We start from the raw sequence: 16,985 nt of genomic DNA on the forward strand, positions 1-16,985 counted from the left end.
GCTATGTGGATTGGCATAATTAGCCTGTTTCCTGAAATGTTCCGCGCGATTACCGATTACGGGGTAACTGGCCGGGCAGTAAAGAATGGCCTGCTGAACATCCAGAGCTGGAGTCCTCGTGACTTTACGCATGACCGGCACCGTACCGTGGACGATCGTCCTTACGGCGGCGGACCGGGGATGTTAATGATGGTGCAACCCTTACGGGACGCCATTCACACAGCAAAAGCCGCGGCAGGTGAAGGCGCGAAGGTGATTTATCTGTCACCTCAGGGACGCAAGCTTGATCAAGCGGGCGTCAGCGAACTGGCGACGAATCAAAAATTGATTCTGGTCTGTGGTCGCTACGAAGGGATAGATGAGCGCGTAATTCAAACCGAGATTGACGAAGAATGGTCTATCGGCGATTACGTACTCAGCGGTGGTGAGTTACCAGCGATGACGCTGATTGACTCCGTTGCCCGGTTCATTCCGGGTGTACTGGGCCATGAAGCTTCGGCAACGGAAGATTCCTTTGCTGATGGGTTGCTGGACTGTCCACACTATACTCGTCCTGAAGTGTTAGAAGGGATGGAAGTACCGGCGGTGTTACTGTCAGGAAACCATGCTGAGATACGTCGCTGGCGTTTGAAGCAGTCGCTGGGCCGAACCTGGCTTAGAAGACCTGAACTTCTGGAAAACCTGGCTCTGACTGAAGAGCAAGCAAAGTTGCTGGCCGAGTTCAAAAAAGAACACGCGCAACAGCAGCATGAACATGATGGGAATGCGTAATACGCTCCCGAATATCAGTTTACCCAGGATAAGAGATTAAATTATGAGCAACATTATTAAGCAACTTGAACAAGAGCAGATGAAGCAGGACGTACCTTCCTTCCGTCCAGGTGACACCGTGGAAGTGAAAGTATGGGTTGTTGAAGGTTCCAAAAAACGTCTGCAGGCATTCGAGGGCGTGGTTATCGCTATTCGTAACCGCGGTCTGCACTCTGCATTCACTGTTCGTAAAATTTCCAACGGCGAAGGCGTTGAGCGTGTCTTCCAGACTCACTCTCCGGTAGTTGACAGCATTGCTGTTAAACGTCGTGGTGCTGTACGTAAAGCTAAACTGTACTACCTGCGTGAGCGTACTGGTAAGTCTGCTCGTATTAAAGAGCGTCTGAACTAAGATTCGCTTAAGCGACATCCTGTTAAAAAGGGCTGGCCGAAAGGCTGGCCCTTTTTTATTCCATTGCACCTCTCGCATTAACCCTTTCGTCATAAATCATTTACAATGCTGGCCTCTTAACGGGAGGGAAAGTGGATAACGTACTGCATCGGCATAACTGGAAACGCGCAGCGGCTTTGACCGCGCTGTTTGCGATCCTGTTGATCGTGGTTGCGCCGCTTATCTCCATCTCGCTGCAAAAAGATCCCATGAGCGCCATGCCGGGAATGCATCATGACATGAGCATGATGTCGATGGATGAGCACCATGGCGATATGCCGCACTCGATGCCCGTCGACCATGCGGAAGCGTGTGGCTACTGTGTACTGTTAGCGCATGTGCCGGGCGTGATACTGGCGCTGATTGTACTGCTCAGTGTGGTACTGCAAAGGAGTCGCGTTACACCGCCGCAACCGCCGGTCAGCCACTGGTACTTTTTCCCCTGGCTCTTTCCTGATACCCGCGCGCCGCCGCGGCAGTCTGCTTTTTCCCTTTAAAAAAATCGATAACTTTTTGCCTTAAAAAGGAAAAGTATGACTACCTGCACTCCGCGCGCGGCATGGGGAAACCTGCTGCGTCGACTCCATTTCTATGTCGGGCTGTTTGTTGGCCCGTTTATCTTCTTCGCCGCGCTGACCGGTACGCTGTATGTGGCGACGCCGCAGCTGGAAAACACGCTCTACCGGCACGCGTTGCACACGGATTCGGTGGGAGAGGCACGGCCTCTGGCCGAGCAGATTGCCGTGGCGGAAAAAGCCGTGGGTTCAGATCTGCGCCTGCATGCCGTTCGTCCGGGGCTGGTTGACGGTGATACTACCCGCGTGATGTTCGCTGACCCGGCGCTTGGCCCGTCGGAGAACCGCGCTATCTTTGTGGATCCCGTAAGCCTTGAGGTGCGGGGCGATATGACGGTGTACGGCACGAGTGGCATTCTGCCGTTGCGCCAGACCATCGATTATCTGCACACCTCGTTGATGCTTGGCGATGTCGGGCGTCTCTATAGCGAGCTGGCCGCCTCCTGGATGTGGGTTGCCGCGCTGGGTGGAATCGCCCTGTGGTTTTACACCCGACCAAAACGTCGGATGAACAACCGTTTCCAGAACCGCCGTCGTGTGCATGTGGCACTGGGCTGGGTGTTGCTGGGGGGAATGTTATTGTTCTCAGCGACAGGCCTGACGTGGTCTCAGTGGGCGGGCGGTAACGTGGATACACTGCGTGCCCGGATGAACTGGCTTACGCCGCAGGTCAATACTACGCTCTCCGGTGCGCCTGCCATCATGGACGAGCACGCTGAGCACCGGGGGCATCATAGCGGGATGATGATGCCCGCGATGGTGATGGATCCGACGCTTTTTGATGACGTCCTGCATGCCGCCCGTACGGCGGGTATAGATGCCAGCAAGCTCGAAATCCGCCCGGCGAAAACGGCTGAACAGGCCTGGACCGTGACGGAAATCGATCGCAGCTGGCCGACTCAGGTCGACGCGGTGTCGGTCGATCCGCACTCCCTGCACATTCTGGACAGAACCCGGTTTGAAGATTTCCCGTTAATGGCAAAACTGACCCGCTGGGGCGTGGATTTCCACATGGGGATCTTGTTTGGGCTGGCCAATCAGCTGTTGCTGATCGCGTTCGGTATTGCCCTGTGCGTGCTGATCGTCTGGGGATACCTGATGTGGTGGATGCGTCGTCCGGCGCAATCGGTCGTGAACCCGGTTCAGACGCTCTGTCAGAGCTGGCTGGCGCTATCGGGATGGGGAAGAGCCGTCACGGCGATAGTGAGTGTCCTGCTGGGGCTGGCGATGCCGGTGATGGGTGTGAGTCTGGCCCTGTTTGTGCTGGTCGACTGGCTGCGCTGGCGAGCGGCAACAGGCGTGTCGCTCGCAGAATCATCGGTTAAATAACCTTATGGCGTGCTGATAACCACCGCAACCCGGCGGTTTTCAGCGCGCCCTTTTGCAGTACTGTTGCTCGCAACAGGGTATTTTTTGCCTAACCCCTGCGTGGTGAGGTTGCTGCGCGGGATATTGGCTCCCTTCGCCCAGGCGTCGGCTACCGCATTTGCACGTTTCAATGACAGCGCTTCGTTGTAGCGCTCTTCGCCGTAGTTGTCCGTGTGACCGTCCATACGCGCGTGGTTCAGGCCGGTTGCCGCGAGGCGAGAGGCCATGGTCTTGATCTGCGTTTCACTTTCCGCACGCAGCCTGGCGTCATTTTTATCAAACAGGATGGTATCTGACAGGCCAAGAGACCAGTCGCCGTTCAGTTCGTTAAAACCGTAAGACTTCATCGCCGCAATCTGCTCAGGAGTGAACTTGCCTTGTGGCGGTGACTGGCAACCTGCCAGCACGACTGAGGCTAATAACAACGGCGCGAAGTATCGCTTTAACATATCGTTTCCCTTCTAATTTATCGTTTTTGTACGCTGGTTTTTAACCAGGTACATATTGCGGTCGGCTTTCTCCAGTAATGCTTCCACAGAACCATTTTCCCACGCCAGAGCAAAGCCAATACTGAGTGACATTGATGCTTTTTGCCCGTTATGCAATTCGAACGGGCGGATAAACTGCTGCGATAAGGCAGCACAAAGATGTTGAACCTCAGGCTCTGAATGGACGCCGTACAGCACCATGGCAAACTCGTCGCCGCCAAGGCGGTATGACTGATGGCGCTTATCACCGAACTCGACCATTCTTCTGGCGACTTCAATCAGCACACAGTCTCCTGCCGCGTGTCCCCAGGTGTCATTAATAAACTTAAAATTATCACCGTCGAGGAAGAGCAGGGCCGAGTTTGTTTTTGCTGAGGGGTCATTCATTAATGCCGCGATGCTGTTACGAAACGCCGCACGGTTGGCAAGACCCGTCAGCGGGTCGTGCATGGCGGTGCGTAATAGCTGGGCGTTTTTCGCCTGCAGTTTAAGCTGCCACTCCTCCATTTCATCCAGAAGGCTGTTGAAGTCCTCGCCAAACTGGTGAAATTCTTCAATGCGCCCGTCTTTCACCCGTCGGGAGAAGTTACGGTTAGTGCGTACGTCATGAACGACGTCAGTAATGTTTTGCAGCGCTGTAACCATGCCGTGATGCAAGGATTGCGTAATGGTCAGTGCGACCACCGTCGCAAACAGAATACAGCCGGTGAGAACGGCAAACGACATCCAGATGAAGTGGCTTATCAGGCTGTCACGCGCGGTAAGGCGTATTTCGCCAATCGTTGAGCCGTTATGGAATACGGGCTGGGAAATCGGCTCGGGGAAAAGCCAGCGGCTGACCAGTGCGCCCAGAGTGTCGTTGTTATCCGCCGGGTTCCACGACCAGTACGCAAAGCGTTTTTTGTGCACGTTGAGGACTTCAGCCACGGCAAACTGGCCCTGTTTGCCAAGGGCGGCAAGCGTTTCATTGGCTGCCACTGAATCGTTGAACACCAGGGAGGCTTCAAGGCTGTGGCTCATGGTGGCGCCGGTTAATTCGAGATTCTTTTGTGCGTATTGCTTTAATGTCACGACGGAGGCAAAACAGAGGAGCAGCCATATTAATGTCATCGTGATGATGACGCTTATCATGCTGATTCGTCTGAGTGTTCTTTTAAACGTCGGACGTGGCGCTGAAGTGAAATCTTTATCCATGCTGCTTATTCCGTGCGAGCATTAATACATCCGGATTGACTCTCACGCCACTGCGAGTCAGCGCATCCAGATTGACGGAAAACCGGACATGGTTGCGATCAATTATCAGGCAAAAGGCGCTGCCAATAATACATTCCGGATTTTGCTCTGAGATTAATAGCAATGCTCTGCCCTGATACTGACTTATTAATTCACGTTGTTTTACGGGGGATTCCGCCCCGAAATAAATAGCATCACACGTAGCGGACAGGGCTTCCTGATCGTTACGCACAATAACGGGGGTATAAGGTAATTCGCTTTGCCCGTCCTTGCTGGTGAGTGCATGCGTGTAGTGAGAAGAAGCATAAACACAGAGTTTTGGCTGGCCGGAAAGTGACGGCCATCGGGTGTAGCTCACAATACCTGAAACGATCGAACGTACCGATTTATCGGTTTCGGTGAACGTGCCTGCCGCCGCTGCGCCCACCATAAGGAACAGCATTAGCACCAGAGTGAGTCGGAAAAAAGAGATCAAGGATAAATTTCTCACCAGAATCCGCCACTTCGCTCCGGAAATAGATGTCCTTAAGAGTTGTGGGCAGAATACCATTGTTTACCAAAGCCGTCATTATGTCAGAATTTTCCCTGCCTCGACCTAAGCTAAATCCTACACTTTGTTATATTCCGGTGAATAAAAAGAGGCTTAATTAAGTCTGCTGGAGCGCATGCTTTCATCCATGCCTTTTTGCCATGACTCGTGCAGTTTTGCTGCATTTTCAGCAGTATCGCAGCTGGCAGGAAAAGATTTGCCCGCTAATCCCCAGGCGTGGAGAAAACCTTCTTCACACACTTTCTTCTGTCCGTCTGCATATCCCCGGAGATATTCACTACGATCAACATGCGGATCATTAAAATTATCGGCCAGCGTCTGGTTATCTTTAACCGGCAGACCATTCATAGCGTCTTCTTTACCTGCATCAAACCAGCTGGGGCTGGTCCAGTCCGGGTGGAAGGTATAAGGATTGATTTGGCAACCCGATAAAATGAGCGACAACAGCACCAGAGCAATTGAACGCATAGCCATTCTCCTTTTTTCTTCAGCATAGCCTGGTAACGGAAAGAAGGGGTGTAATTTAAAGTTTACGGATATGGCGGCTGATTTTTGCAATAAATTGGCATTCGTAAAGAAAAGTGTACGTATTTTGGATTGAAATCTTTACTTGTTATGGTATCGTTGTTTCACCTCTTCGAGGAAAACAATATCGCAAACGAGCTTTACAGGATCGCAATCATGCAAAAAGACGCGCTGAACAACGTACATATCACTGACGAACAGATTTTGATTACTCCGGATCAACTGAAAGCGGAATTCCCGCTTAGCGTCGCGCAGGAGGCTCAAATTGAGCACTCGCGTCAGACCATTTCAGACATTATCGCTGGCCGCGATCCGCGCCTGCTGGTGGTATGTGGTCCTTGTTCTATTCACGATCCTGAAGCCGCCATTGAGTACGCTCGTCGATTTAAAACGTTAGCGGAGGAGGTCAGCGATAGCCTCTATCTGGTAATGCGCGTCTATTTTGAGAAGCCACGTACCACCGTTGGCTGGAAAGGGTTGATTAACGATCCGCACATGGATGGCTCGTTTGATGTGGAAGCAGGGCTGAAAATTGCGCGTCGCCTGCTGGTGGAGTTGGTCAGCATGGGGCTGCCGCTGGCCACTGAAGCGCTGGATCCGAACAGCCCGCAGTACCTGGGCGACCTGTTTAGCTGGTCTGCCATTGGGGCACGTACCACGGAATCACAAACCCACCGCGAGATGGCGTCTGGCCTGTCGATGCCGGTTGGTTTTAAAAACGGTACCGATGGCAGCCTGGCCACTGCAATTAACGCCATGCGTGCCGCGGCAATGCCGCACCGTTTTGTTGGCATTAACCAGGCGGGGCAGGTTTGCCTCCTGCAAACGCAGGGTAACCCGGATGGTCACGTGATCCTGCGCGGTGGTAAAGCACCGAACTACAGCCCGGCAGATGTGGCACAGTGTGAAAAAGAGATGGAGCAGGCGGGACTGCGCCCGGCACTGATGGTAGATTGCAGTCATGGTAATTCGAATAAAGATTACCGTCGTCAGCCTGCGGTTGCGGAATCTGTGGTGGCACAGATAAAAGACGGCAACCGTTCTATTATCGGTCTGATGATTGAGAGCAATATTCATGAAGGCAATCAGTCATCTGAACAACCGCGCAGCGCAATGAAGCACGGCGTATCCGTCACGGATGCCTGCATCAGCTGGGAAACCACCGACGCGCTGCTGCGTGAGATCCATAAAGATGTAAGCGGCCAGCTGGCGACGCGTCTGGCTTAAGAGGGTAGTTATGGTTGCTGAATTGACCGCGTTACGCGATCAAATTGATGAAGTGGATAAGGCGTTGCTGGACCTGCTGGCGCGCCGTATGGCTCTGGTTGCCGAAGTGGGTGAGGTAAAAAGCAAATACGGCCTGCCGATTTACGTCCCGGAGCGTGAGGCATCCATGCTGGCCTCGCGGCGCAAAGAGGCCCAGGCGCTGGGCGTCTCGCCGGATCTGATTGAAGATGTCTTGCGTCGCGTAATGCGGGAATCCTATTCCAGCGAAAACGATAAGGGCTTCAAAACCCTCTGTCCGTCCCTGCGCCCGGTGGTTATTGTGGGTGGTGCGGGCCAGATGGGGCGTCTGTTTGAAAAAATGCTGACGCTTTCTGGTTATCAGGTTCGCATTCTGGAAAAAGAGGACTGGGAACACGCGCCAGCGCTGATGGCCGATGCGGGGATGGTTATCGTCAGCGTGCCTATCCACGTGACGGAGCAGATCATCGGCAAGCTTCCACCGTTGCCGAAAGATTGCATCCTGGTTGACCTTGCATCGGTCAAAAATGGCCCCCTGCAGGCGATGCTGGCGGCGCATACTGGCCCGGTGCTTGGCCTGCACCCGATGTTTGGTCCGGACAGTGGCAGCCTGGCGAAGCAGGTTGTGGTGTACTGCGATGGTCGTCAGCCGGAGGCCTATCAGTGGTTCCTGGAACAGATTCAGGTATGGGGTGCCAGGTTGCACCGGATCAGCGCGGTAGAGCACGATCAGAACATGGCGTTCATTCAGGCGCTGCGCCACTTTGCGACCTTTGCCTACGGTTTGCATCTGGCGGAAGAGAATGTGCAGCTTGAACAGCTGCTGGCGCTCTCTTCACCGATCTATCGCCTGGAGCTGGCGATGGTCGGGCGTTTGTTCGCTCAGGATCCACAGCTTTACGCCGACATTATTATGTCCTCTGAGAACAACCTGGCGCTTATCAAACGTTACTACCAGCGGTTTGGTGAAGCGATCACCTTACTGGAGCATGGCGATAAACAGGCGTTTATCGACAGCTTCCGTAAAGTCGAGCACTGGTTTGGCGATTATGCACAACGTTTTCAGAGTGAGAGCCGCACGCTTTTGCGTCAGGCAAATGACAGTCGCCAGTAATGCGATGATGTATATACTAAAAGCCAGCAATGCTGGCTTTTTTCCTTTTGGGGAACTGTTATGGCCGAACCGCAGCCGCTGTTGAATTACACCGGGCATCTGCCCGAATGTCCGACATGGAGTGCCGAAGAGCATGCGCTTTACTGGGCAGATATTCTGGAGGGGGAGATCCACCGTTATCATCTGCCTACCGCGGAACACACGGTACTCTCTTTCCATGAAGAAGTAGGCTGTTTCGCTCTGCGTGAGCGTGGCGGCTTTATCGTCGCGATGCGCAATGGCATCTGGCTTGCTGACAAGCACGGCCTGCTTCAGCGCAAGGTGTGTGATAACCCCTCTAACCCGCAACTGGCGCGTTTTAATGATGGAGGTACCGATCATCATGGACGGTTCTATGCGGGAACCTTCTGGGGGCCGGGGGATTACAACGGCGCCATGCTGATGCGTATCGATAATGACCTGACGCCGAAAGTGATCCAGTGTGATATTCACGGGCACAACGGTCTGGCATTCAGCCCGGACAAACAGTGGATGTTCACCTCTGACACGCCAAATGGCGTTATCTACCGCACGCCGCTTGATGAGCAAGGTGAGCCGGGGAAACGCGATATATTCCGCCGCTTTAAAGAGGGGGAGGGCATACCCGACGGTGCTGCGATGGATGAAGAAGGCTGCTACTGGAGCGCAATGTTTGATGGCTGGCGTATCGCGCGCTTTTCACCGCAGGGGGAACAACTGGAAGAGCATCGCATGCCGGTTCGTTGTCCGACGATGGTCTGCTTTGGCGGCGAGGATATGAAAACCCTGTTTATCACGACCACGCGGGAAAATATGGATGCGGATGAAGTGGCGCAGTATCCGCTCTCCGGCGCCATCTTCACCCTGCCCGTTAGCGTGGCAGGGATGAAGAAAAGCCGCTTTATCGAACGTTAAGTGGGGTCAACCGGCACGACGTTTTCGCTCGGATAGCAGCCCAGCACTTTCATTGAGCGGGTGATTTCACCCAGTTCACGCAGGGCTTTCTGCATGGATGCAGATTCCAGGTTGGCCTGGATATCCAGATAAAACATCTCTTCCCACGGATTACCATGAATCGGGCGCGATTCCAGCTTCGTCATGATCAGGTTGTGGTTACGCAGTACCAGCAGGGCCTCAACCAGCGCACCCGCCTGCTGCCCGGTCGCCATCAGCAGCGTCGTTTTAGCCGGAACCTGCTCAGAGACATTGATGGCTTTACGGGCCAGTACCACGAAGCGGGTGATATTTTGCGTCTGGTTCGCCAGGTTGCGTTCCAGTACCTGCAGCCCATACAGCGCTCCGCCCGCCTCGCTGCCAAGCGCGGCCACCGTCGGGGAATTTGCCTGCATCACTTTTTCCATCGCCGCAGAAGTGCTTTCGGTGTACTCAATTTTCCAGTTCGGATAACGGTTGAGGAACTGACTGCACTGCTGGAACGGTTGTGGGTGACTGTACACCGTCTCGATTTGGCTCAGGTCGGTTGAGCCAGAGACCAGTACGCAGTGATCGATAGGGATGGTCATCTCGCCAACCAGCGACAGCGTAGTGTGCTGCAGAAGATCGTACACGTCGTTAATGGCGCCTGAGCTGGTGTTTTCAATCGGTACGACGGCGTAATCCGCCTGTCCGGTTTCGACCTGATTGAAAATATCAGCAAATTTTGCGCAGCCGCTTTCAATAAACTCTTCGAAATGACGCGCTGCGTACTGGCGCGCGGCAAGGTGAGAGTAAGAGCCTTTAGGGCCGAGGAAGGCGACACGTGCAGAGTGCGGGTTCGTTTTATTCAGATGCTGCTGGAGTAGCGCTTGCTGGGTCAGAACGGAGTCTTCGATGATGAGCTGGAACAAACGGGTGATGTAATGGGCGTCGAGGTGGTGCGCTTTGCCAAGCTGAATCAGGCGTTCCAGCAGGTCGCGTTCACGGTCAATATCACGCACCGGCCGATGGGAGTCCAGCTTGGCTTTTCCCACTTCGATGGCGAGTGTGCGACGTTCTGCCAGCAGGGCCAGTAATTTTTCGTCCAGTGCGCTGATTTTCACTCGCAGGTCCAGTAACGGGTTTTCCGGTGTCATAGTGTTGCCTGTCTCGTTTATCGTTATTAATAAAAAAGGCCTCCCGGTGTGGGAGGCCTTGTTGTTCGTCTTCGCATTCTTTATCACACGACGAAACGCCTCCCAATCAGGGGAAGGTAAAAAAGAATGCGAAGAAAAACGGTGTGTGTTTCATGAAATCATCCTGTCGTTGATACCGTTAAAGTACCCGTACTGTTTTCACGCTGTCAATAAAAAACGCGCCCGAAGGCGCGTTGGCGGTAAACTCAATTTAAAGGATTACTCTTCTTCAACTTCTTCCGCGAAGCTGGCGTCTTTCACCGACGTTGCGGCGCGACGGGCTTCACCTTTGTGTTGCACTTTATTGAGCTGCCGTTCCAGCTTGTTGATCAAATCGTTAATAGCGGTGTACATATCCTCATGTTTTGCGCTGGCGACCAGATGGCCGTTTGGAGTATTGATAGTTGCGTCAGCGATGAAACCTTGCGGCTCCTTGGACAGGATGATATGTGGGTTAATCAAATGTGTTTGCCATTTATCCAGTTTGGCGAGACGGTCTGCGACGTGTTGGCGGATTGCCGGAGTAATTTCCATTTGTTTACTGGTAATGTTCATTGTCATAAATTTTACCTCTTGTCTTTCCGTCTTGGTGATTCCAGCATACCTGTCCTAATGTCAAAATGTGTGATTTAGATCACGTTATTTTGTCGGTTTTTGTCAGGGAATGTTTTTTGTGAGGCAGGGCAGGAAGAGGTGATATTTACCTTGTGGAAGGCCCGATTTGCGGTCATAGTTGATAGGATGTGTTGAGGCTAAACCGCTTCAGCTGATCTCTGAACGCATAAAAAAACGGCAGCCCGAAGGCTGCCGTTTTGCATTGAGGCAATATCAGGTGTTGCTGCTGTTCGCGGCGATGATTTTCGCCACTTTGTCAGCCTGTGCGGTCATCTGCATCTGACGGTAAGCATTTTCCATCAGCTTCAGGCCATCACGCGTTGCCTGTGTATCCGGGTAATCACGCAGCATACCTTCTACACGATTAACCACGGCAACCCATGCGCCACGGCGGGTATAGTATTCCGCAACGGAGTATTCGTATTTCGCCAGACGATCTTTCAGGAACACCAGACGTTTGGTCGCGTCAGTGACGTACTGGCTGTTCGGGTAGCCGCGCACCAGTTTGGAGAAGTCGTTGAAAGCATCACGCGCATGCTGCGGGTCACGGTCAGAGCGATCCACACCGAAGAAACCTTGCAGGGCACTGTCGTCCAGCGCCATGTTGGTAAGACCGCGCATGTACATGACGTAATCGATGTTAGGATGAGTCGGGTTCAGACGCATGAAACGATCGATGGTTGCCTGAGCCAGCGGCAGATCGGCATTTTTATAGTAGGCATAGATGAGATCTAACTGTACCTGCTGCGAATACGGACCAAATGGATAGCGATTATCCAACGCTTCCAGTTGCGTTATCGCCTGTTTCCAGTTACCGTCCTGCAACTTTTGTTGTGCAGTCGCATAGATTTCATTCGGCGGATTGTCAGGGACCTGTTCATTTGAACCGGAGCAGCCCACCAAAGCCAGGCTCAACGTGGCCGCTGCCACCAGATATTTCATGCGCGTCATGACGTTTTGACTTTCCTCAAATGTTTGTCCGGGAGAAACTCTGTTCCTGCTCCCGATTAAGACCAGCTACAATAGCACACTATATTAAACGGCAAAGCCGTAAAACCCAACGTTAAACGAAGAAGCAGTTTATGGCACAACGAGTAGAACTCACCGCAACAGTCTCCGAAAATCAGCTCGGGCAACGCTTAGATCAGGCTTTGGCCGAATTGTTCCCTGATTATTCGCGTTCACGCATAAAAGAATGGATCCTTGACCAGCGCGTGCTGGTAAACGGCAAGATCTGGGACAAACCAAAAGAGAAAGTGTTAGGTGGGGAAGCCGTCGCCATCAATGCTGAAATCGAAGAGGATATCCGCTTCGAGCCGCAGGATATCCCGCTGAACATCGTCTATGAAGATGATGACATCCTGGTGATCAACAAGCCACGTGACCTGGTTGTTCATCCGGGCGCGGGGAACCCTGATGGCACAGTGCTTAACGCACTTCTCCATTATTACCCGCCTATCGTGGATGTTCCGCGCGCCGGCATCGTTCACCGTCTGGATAAAGACACCACGGGTCTGATGGTGGTGGCAAAGACCGTTCCAGCTCAGACACGTCTGGTGGAATCTCTGCAGCTGCGTGAAATCACCCGTGAATATGAAGCGGTGGCCATTGGTCATATGACCGCTGGTGGCACGGTGGAAGAACCTATCAGCCGTCACCCAACCAAACGTACCCATATGTCGGTGCACCCGATGGGTAAGCCTGCGGTGACGCACTACCGCATTATGGAACACTTCCGCATTCACACGCGTCTGCGTCTGCGTCTGGAAACCGGTCGTACTCACCAGATCCGTGTTCATATGGCGCACATTACCCATCCGCTAGTGGGCGATCAGGTCTACGGTGGTCGTCCGCGTCCGCCAAAAGGCGCATCGGATGAGTTTATTAGCGTACTGCGTAAGTTTGATCGCCAGGCGCTGCACGCAACGATGCTGCGTCTTTACCATCCTATCACCGGTATTCAGATGGAATGGCACGCGCCGATCCCACAGGATATGGTCGACCTTATTGACGCCATGCGTGTTGATTTTGAAGAACATAAAGATCAAGTGGACTGGTTATGACCAAACTGATTGTCCCGGAGTGGCCACTGCCTGAGGGCGTGGCTGCCTGCAGTTCAACCCGTATCGGCGGTGTGAGCCAGGGCGCGTGGGAATCTTTGAATCTCGGCGCACACTGTGGTGACAACCTGGAGCACGTTGAAGAAAACCGCAAACGCCTGTTTGCTGCCGGGAATTTACCGTCGAAACCGGTCTGGCTGGAACAGGTTCACGGTAAAACGGTACTGCCGTTAACGGGCGAACCCTATGCGTCTAAACGGGCCGATGCGTCTTACAGTGATACCCCGGGAACGGTATGTGCGGTAATGACTGCCGATTGCCTGCCGGTTCTGTTCTGTAACCGTGCCGGTACCGAGGTGGCAGCAGCGCATGCGGGCTGGCGTGGTCTGTGTGAAGGTGTGCTCGAAGAGACCGTCGCCTGCTTTAAAGATGACCCTGCGAATATCATGGCCTGGCTCGGCCCGGCCATTGGTCCTCGTGCGTTTGAAGTGGGGCCAGAGGTCCGCGAAGCCTTTATGGAGAAAGATCTGCAAGCCGCGGATGCTTTCCTTCCTGCCGGTGAAAAATATCTGGCCGATATTTACCTGTTGGCCCGCCAGCGCCTGAATAATGTCGGCGTGACGCAGATCTTCGGCGGCGATCGCTGTACCTTCACCGAAAAGGGTGATTTTTTCTCTTATCGCCGCGACAAGACGACAGGTCGTATGGCAAGTTTTATTTGGCTGATATAACCTAAAGAATCAAGACGATCCGGAACGTGCCGTTTTCTTTTCACATAATTCAGGTCATTAACCTTGAATAATTGAGGGATGACCTCATTTAATCTCCAGTAGCAAATTTGACCTGTTATGGGAGGAGTTATGCGTCTGGATCGTCTTACTAATAAATTCCAGCTTGCTCTCGCCGATGCCCAGTCCCTTGCACTGGGGCACGACAACCAATTCATCGAACCTCTTCATTTAATGAGCGCCTTGCTGAATCAGGAAGGGGGATCGGTACGTCCGTTATTAACGTCTGCCGGCATTAATGCTGGCCAGTTACGCACCGCCATCGATCAGGCTCTGAGCCGTTTACCCCAGGTAGAAGGTACCGGTGGCGACGTTCAGCCGTCTCAGGATCTGGTGCGTGTGTTGAATCTTTGCGACAAGCTGGCGCAAAAACGTGGGGACAACTTTATTTCGTCAGAACTTTTCGTTCTGGCGGCGCTTGAATCACGCGGTACCTTGACCGACCTGCTGAAATCTGCCGGCGCAACCACCGCCAATGTGACTCAGGCGATTGAGAAAATGCGCGGAGGTGAAAGCGTGAACGATCAGGGAGCCGAAGACCAACGTCAGGCTTTGAAAAAATTTACGGTCGACCTGACCGAGCGTGCCGAGCAGGGCAAGCTTGACCCGGTGATCGGCCGTGATGAAGAGATTCGCCGTACTATCCAGGTACTGCAGCGTCGTACCAAAAACAACCCGGTGCTGATTGGTGAGCCGGGGGTCGGTAAAACCGCCATCGTCGAAGGTCTGGCGCAGCGCATTGTGAACGGTGAAGTGCCGGAAGGGCTGAAAGGTCGTCGTGTACTGGCGCTCGACATGGGTGCGCTGGTGGCCGGGGCGAAATACCGCGGTGAGTTCGAAGAGCGTCTGAAAGGCGTGCTTAACGATCTGGCGAAACAGGAAGGCAACGTCATCCTGTTTATTGACGAACTGCACACTATGGTCGGCGCGGGTAAAGCGGACGGCGCGATGGATGCCGGTAATATGCTGAAACCAGCCCTGGCACGTGGGGAACTTCACTGCGTAGGGGCTACCACGCTGGATGAGTACCGTCAGTACATCGAAAAAGATGCTGCGCTGGAGCGTCGTTTCCAGAAAGTGTTTGTTGCTGAGCCAAGCGTTGAAGATACCATCGCGATTTTGCGTGGGCTGAAAGAACGTTATGAACTGCACCACCATGTGCAGATTACTGACCCGGCGATTGTTGCAGCGGCCACGCTTTCGCATCGTTATATCGCTGACCGTCAGTTGCCCGATAAAGCAATCGACCTTATTGATGAAGCGGCCTCGAGCATTCGTATGCAGATTGACTCGAAACCGGAAGAGCTGGACAGGCTCGACCGTCGCATCATCCAGCTCAAACTGGAACAGCAGGCACTGAAGAAAGAGTCTGATGAAGCCAGTAAGAAACGGCTGGATATGCTCAACGAAGAACTGGACGATAAAGAGCGTCAGTACTCTGAGCTGGAAGAAGAGTGGAAAGCGGAGAAAGCTTCACTCTCGGGTACTCAGACAATTAAAGCTGAACTGGAACAGGCGAAAATTGCCATTGAGCAAGCGCGTCGTGTGGGTGACCTGGCGCGAATGTCTGAACTGCAGTACGGCAAAATTCCTGAGCTTGAGAAACAGCTTGAGATCGCCACGCAGTCGGAAGGCAAAACGATGCGTCTGTTACGAAACAAAGTAACGGATGAGGAGATCGCTGAAGTGCTGGCTCGCTGGACCGGTATTCCGGTTGCGCGCATGATGGAAAGCGAACGCGACAAACTGCTGCGCATGGAGCAGGATCTGCATCATCGCGTGATTGGTCAGAACGAGGCGGTTGAAGCGGTCTCTAATGCCATTCGCCGTAGCCGTGCAGGGTTGTCTGACCCTAATCGTCCGATCGGTTCGTTCCTGTTCCTGGGGCCTACGGGTGTCGGTAAAACCGAACTGTGTAAGGCGCTGGCTAACTTCATGTTTGACAGCGATGATGCGATGGTGCGTATCGATATGTCCGAGTTTATGGAGAAACACTCCGTTTCGCGACTGGTCGGTGCGCCTCCAGGATATGTGGGTTATGAAGAAGGTGGCTACCTGACAGAAGCGGTGCGCCGTCGTCCTTATTCCGTCATCCTGCTGGATGAAGTGGAAAAAGCGCATCCGGATGTGTTCAACATTCTGCTGCAGGTTCTTGACGATGGACGGCTGACTGACGGCCAGGGGAGAACGGTCGACTTCCGTAACACGGTAGTGATCATGACCTCGAACCTGGGTTCCGATTTGATTCAGGAACGTTTCGGTGAACTGGACTACGGCCATATGAAGGATCTGGTGATGGGCGTGGTAAGCCATAGCTTCCGTCCAGAGTTCATTAACCGTATTGATGAAGTGGTAGTGTTCCATCCTCTGGGTGAGAAACATATTGCGTCGATTGCGCAGATTCAGCTGCAGCGTCTGTATAAACGTCTGGAAGAGCGTGGATATGAAATTCACATCTCCGATGATGCGCTGAAGCTCTTGAGCGCAAATGGGTACGATCCGGTTTATGGGGCGCGTCCGCTGAAACGCGCAATCCAGCAACAGATCGAAAACCCACTGGCGCAGCAGATACTCTCCGGGGAGCTGATTCCGGGCAAAGTTATCCGTCTGGAAGCCAACGACGACAAAATTGTGGCAGTGCAGTAAGTCACAAAACGCAAAAACGGGCCGCTTGCGGCTCGTTTTTGTTTAAAAACCAGGCCAGAATTGAGGTCTGGGATGCAAATTGCCTGGAAAGTGAGCAGTCAGTAAATAATTTTCACTTTATCCTTGCAGCTTCAGAATTACCCCCTATAATGCGCCTCCACTGACACGGAACAACGGCACACACGCCGCCGGGTCAGCAGAGATAAGCGAAAATAAATGCTTGACTCTGAAGCGGGAAAGCGTAATATGCACACCCCGCGCCGCAGCGAAAACGAAGCGGCACTGCTCTTTAACAATTTATCAGACAATCTGTGTGGGCACTCAAAGTGACATGGATTCTTAATGTCTTCGGACACTAAATGAATACCAAGTCTCTGAGTGAACATACGTAATTCATTACGAAGTTTAATTCACGAGCATCAAACTTAAATTGAAGAGTTTGATCATG

18 protein-coding genes and 1 other annotated feature are annotated in these 16,985 nt (G+C 53.1%); of the genes, 10 read left to right on the forward strand and 8 right to left on the reverse strand.

Annotated features, from left to right (window positions below):
- Positions 1–3: 3 nt before the first annotated feature.
- From trmD to AC2FAP_RS23590, 4 genes are all read left to right on the forward strand, one after another.
- Complete coding sequence (gene trmD, locus AC2FAP_RS23575; protein WP_014171247.1) at positions 4–771, forward strand: tRNA (guanosine(37)-N1)-methyltransferase TrmD; 768 nt, start codon at positions 4–6, stop codon at positions 769–771.
- A gap of 43 nt (positions 772–814) precedes the next feature.
- Positions 815–1,162, forward strand: a complete 348-nt coding sequence (gene rplS, locus AC2FAP_RS23580; RefSeq protein WP_002914145.1) for a 50S ribosomal protein L19 — start codon at positions 815–817, stop codon at positions 1,160–1,162.
- Between the two features lie 131 nt (positions 1,163–1,293).
- On the forward strand, positions 1,294–1,698 hold the full coding sequence (locus AC2FAP_RS23585; protein WP_449541534.1) for a DUF2946 domain-containing protein: 405 nt from the start codon (positions 1,294–1,296) through the stop codon (positions 1,696–1,698).
- Positions 1,699–1,734: 36 nt separating this feature from the next.
- A complete protein-coding gene (locus AC2FAP_RS23590; protein WP_449541535.1) occupies positions 1,735–3,105 on the forward strand; it encodes a PepSY-associated TM helix domain-containing protein in 1,371 nt (456 codons plus the stop codon).
- A gap of 2 nt (positions 3,106–3,107) precedes the next feature.
- On the opposite strand, the gene AC2FAP_RS23595 is transcribed toward AC2FAP_RS23590, so the two are convergent.
- The 4 genes from AC2FAP_RS23595 to AC2FAP_RS23610 form a co-directional block, all read right to left on the reverse strand.
- On the reverse strand, positions 3,108–3,593 hold the full coding sequence (locus tag AC2FAP_RS23595) for an OmpA family protein (RefSeq protein ID WP_014171244.1): 486 nt from the start codon (positions 3,591–3,593) through the stop codon (positions 3,108–3,110).
- 12 nt (positions 3,594–3,605) lie between these two features.
- Positions 3,606–4,826: a diguanylate cyclase DgcN/YfiN gene (dgcN, locus tag AC2FAP_RS23600; protein ID WP_047366092.1), complete on the reverse strand. Its 1,221-nt coding sequence runs from the start codon at positions 4,824–4,826 to the stop codon at positions 3,606–3,608.
- Positions 4,819–5,307 carry a regulatory sequestration protein YfiR gene (gene yfiR / locus AC2FAP_RS23605; RefSeq protein ID WP_020883918.1) on the reverse strand — a complete coding sequence of 163 codons (489 nt, stop codon included), beginning with the start codon at positions 5,305–5,307 and terminating at the stop codon, positions 4,819–4,821. The genes dgcN and yfiR overlap by 8 nt, the downstream gene beginning before the upstream one ends.
- Positions 5,308–5,508: 201 nt before the next feature.
- Complete coding sequence (locus AC2FAP_RS23610) at positions 5,509–5,883, reverse strand: DUF2799 domain-containing protein (protein WP_020883919.1); 375 nt, start codon at positions 5,881–5,883, stop codon at positions 5,509–5,511.
- 213 nt (positions 5,884–6,096) lie between these two features.
- On the opposite strand from AC2FAP_RS23610, the gene aroF reads away from it, so the two are divergent.
- Genes aroF through AC2FAP_RS23625 form a run of 3 tightly spaced genes read left to right on the forward strand, consistent with a single transcriptional unit; the run spans position 6,097 to position 9,232 of the window.
- Entirely contained in the window at positions 6,097–7,167 is a 1,071-nt protein-coding gene (gene aroF, locus AC2FAP_RS23615) for a 3-deoxy-7-phosphoheptulonate synthase AroF (RefSeq protein WP_032680469.1), read from the forward strand.
- Between the two features lie 10 nt (positions 7,168–7,177).
- Positions 7,178–8,299, forward strand: a complete 1,122-nt coding sequence (tyrA, locus tag AC2FAP_RS23620; protein WP_014171239.1) for a bifunctional chorismate mutase/prephenate dehydrogenase — start codon at positions 7,178–7,180, stop codon at positions 8,297–8,299.
- 60 nt (positions 8,300–8,359) lie between these two features.
- The gene (locus tag AC2FAP_RS23625; RefSeq protein ID WP_449541536.1) at positions 8,360–9,232 is read left to right on the forward strand and encodes an SMP-30/gluconolactonase/LRE family protein; all 873 of its coding nucleotides are present in this window, start codon (positions 8,360–8,362) and stop codon (positions 9,230–9,232) included.
- Here AC2FAP_RS23625 and pheA read toward each other — a convergent pair.
- From pheA to bamD, 4 genes are all read right to left on the reverse strand, one after another.
- On the reverse strand, positions 9,229–10,389 hold the full coding sequence (gene pheA, locus AC2FAP_RS23630; protein ID WP_219372340.1) for a bifunctional chorismate mutase/prephenate dehydratase: 1,161 nt from the start codon (positions 10,387–10,389) through the stop codon (positions 9,229–9,231). The two genes, AC2FAP_RS23625 and pheA, sit on opposite strands and share 4 nt — an antisense overlap.
- Before the next feature lie 29 nt (positions 10,390–10,418).
- Positions 10,419–10,544 (reverse strand) — a sequence feature (Phe leader region).
- Entirely contained in the window at positions 10,496–10,543 is a 48-nt protein-coding gene (gene pheL / locus AC2FAP_RS23635; protein WP_001386991.1) for a pheA operon leader peptide PheL, read from the reverse strand. (Overlaps the previous feature by 48 nt.)
- A 103-nt stretch (positions 10,545–10,647) precedes the next feature.
- Positions 10,648–10,989, reverse strand: coding sequence for a ribosome-associated translation inhibitor RaiA (gene raiA / locus AC2FAP_RS23640; protein ID WP_003863162.1), 342 nt, complete (start codon positions 10,987–10,989; stop codon positions 10,648–10,650).
- Between the two features lie 267 nt (positions 10,990–11,256).
- Positions 11,257–11,994, reverse strand: a complete 738-nt coding sequence (gene bamD / locus AC2FAP_RS23645) for an outer membrane protein assembly factor BamD (protein ID WP_013098339.1) — start codon at positions 11,992–11,994, stop codon at positions 11,257–11,259.
- A gap of 131 nt (positions 11,995–12,125) precedes the next feature.
- Between bamD and rluD the strand changes: the two genes are divergently transcribed.
- The 3 genes from rluD to clpB all read left to right on the forward strand — a co-directional run bounded on the left by rluD (position 12,126) and on the right by clpB (position 16,537).
- Complete coding sequence (rluD, locus tag AC2FAP_RS23650) at positions 12,126–13,106, forward strand: 23S rRNA pseudouridine(1911/1915/1917) synthase RluD (protein ID WP_014171235.1); 981 nt, start codon at positions 12,126–12,128, stop codon at positions 13,104–13,106.
- Positions 13,103–13,834, forward strand: coding sequence for a purine nucleoside phosphorylase YfiH (gene yfiH, locus AC2FAP_RS23655; protein ID WP_020883923.1), 732 nt, complete (start codon positions 13,103–13,105; stop codon positions 13,832–13,834). Before rluD ends, yfiH begins: the two co-directional genes overlap by 4 nt.
- A 129-nt stretch (positions 13,835–13,963) precedes the next feature.
- Positions 13,964–16,537, forward strand: a complete 2,574-nt coding sequence (clpB, locus tag AC2FAP_RS23660; protein ID WP_449541537.1) for an ATP-dependent chaperone ClpB — start codon at positions 13,964–13,966, stop codon at positions 16,535–16,537.
- Positions 16,538–16,985: the final 448 nt, after the last annotated feature.

The sequence above is a fragment of the Enterobacter cloacae complex sp. 394I7 genome, assembly GCF_057320345.1.

Excerpts from the sequence above, each read along its gene's own strand:
- AC2FAP_RS23625 (WP_449541536.1), top strand. The coding sequence starts at position 8,360 with ATGGCCGAACCGCAGCCGCTGTTGAATTACACCGGGCATCTGCCCGAA.
- clpB (WP_449541537.1), top strand. The coding sequence starts at position 13,964 with ATGCGTCTGGATCGTCTTACTAATAAATTCCAGCTTGCTCTCGCCGAT.
- bamD (WP_013098339.1), bottom strand. The coding sequence starts at position 11,994 with ATGACGCGCATGAAATATCTGGTGGCAGCGGCCACGTTGAGCCTGGCT.
- AC2FAP_RS23595 (WP_014171244.1), bottom strand. The coding sequence starts at position 3,593 with ATGTTAAAGCGATACTTCGCGCCGTTGTTATTAGCCTCAGTCGTGCTG.
- tyrA (WP_014171239.1), top strand. The coding sequence starts at position 7,178 with ATGGTTGCTGAATTGACCGCGTTACGCGATCAAATTGATGAAGTGGAT.
- trmD (WP_014171247.1), top strand. The coding sequence starts at position 4 with ATGTGGATTGGCATAATTAGCCTGTTTCCTGAAATGTTCCGCGCGATT.
- rluD (WP_014171235.1), top strand. The coding sequence starts at position 12,126 with ATGGCACAACGAGTAGAACTCACCGCAACAGTCTCCGAAAATCAGCTC.
- AC2FAP_RS23590 (WP_449541535.1), top strand. The coding sequence starts at position 1,735 with ATGACTACCTGCACTCCGCGCGCGGCATGGGGAAACCTGCTGCGTCGA.
- AC2FAP_RS23610 (WP_020883919.1), bottom strand. The coding sequence starts at position 5,883 with ATGCGTTCAATTGCTCTGGTGCTGTTGTCGCTCATTTTATCGGGTTGC.
- aroF (WP_032680469.1), top strand. The coding sequence starts at position 6,097 with ATGCAAAAAGACGCGCTGAACAACGTACATATCACTGACGAACAGATT.
- yfiH (WP_020883923.1), top strand. The coding sequence starts at position 13,103 with ATGACCAAACTGATTGTCCCGGAGTGGCCACTGCCTGAGGGCGTGGCT.
- dgcN (WP_047366092.1), bottom strand. The coding sequence starts at position 4,826 with ATGGATAAAGATTTCACTTCAGCGCCACGTCCGACGTTTAAAAGAACA.
- raiA (WP_003863162.1), bottom strand. The coding sequence starts at position 10,989 with ATGACAATGAACATTACCAGTAAACAAATGGAAATTACTCCGGCAATC.
- yfiR (WP_020883918.1), bottom strand. The coding sequence starts at position 5,307 with ATGCTGTTCCTTATGGTGGGCGCAGCGGCGGCAGGCACGTTCACCGAA.
- rplS (WP_002914145.1), top strand. The coding sequence starts at position 815 with ATGAGCAACATTATTAAGCAACTTGAACAAGAGCAGATGAAGCAGGAC.
- pheA (WP_219372340.1), bottom strand. The coding sequence starts at position 10,389 with ATGACACCGGAAAACCCGTTACTGGACCTGCGAGTGAAAATCAGCGCA.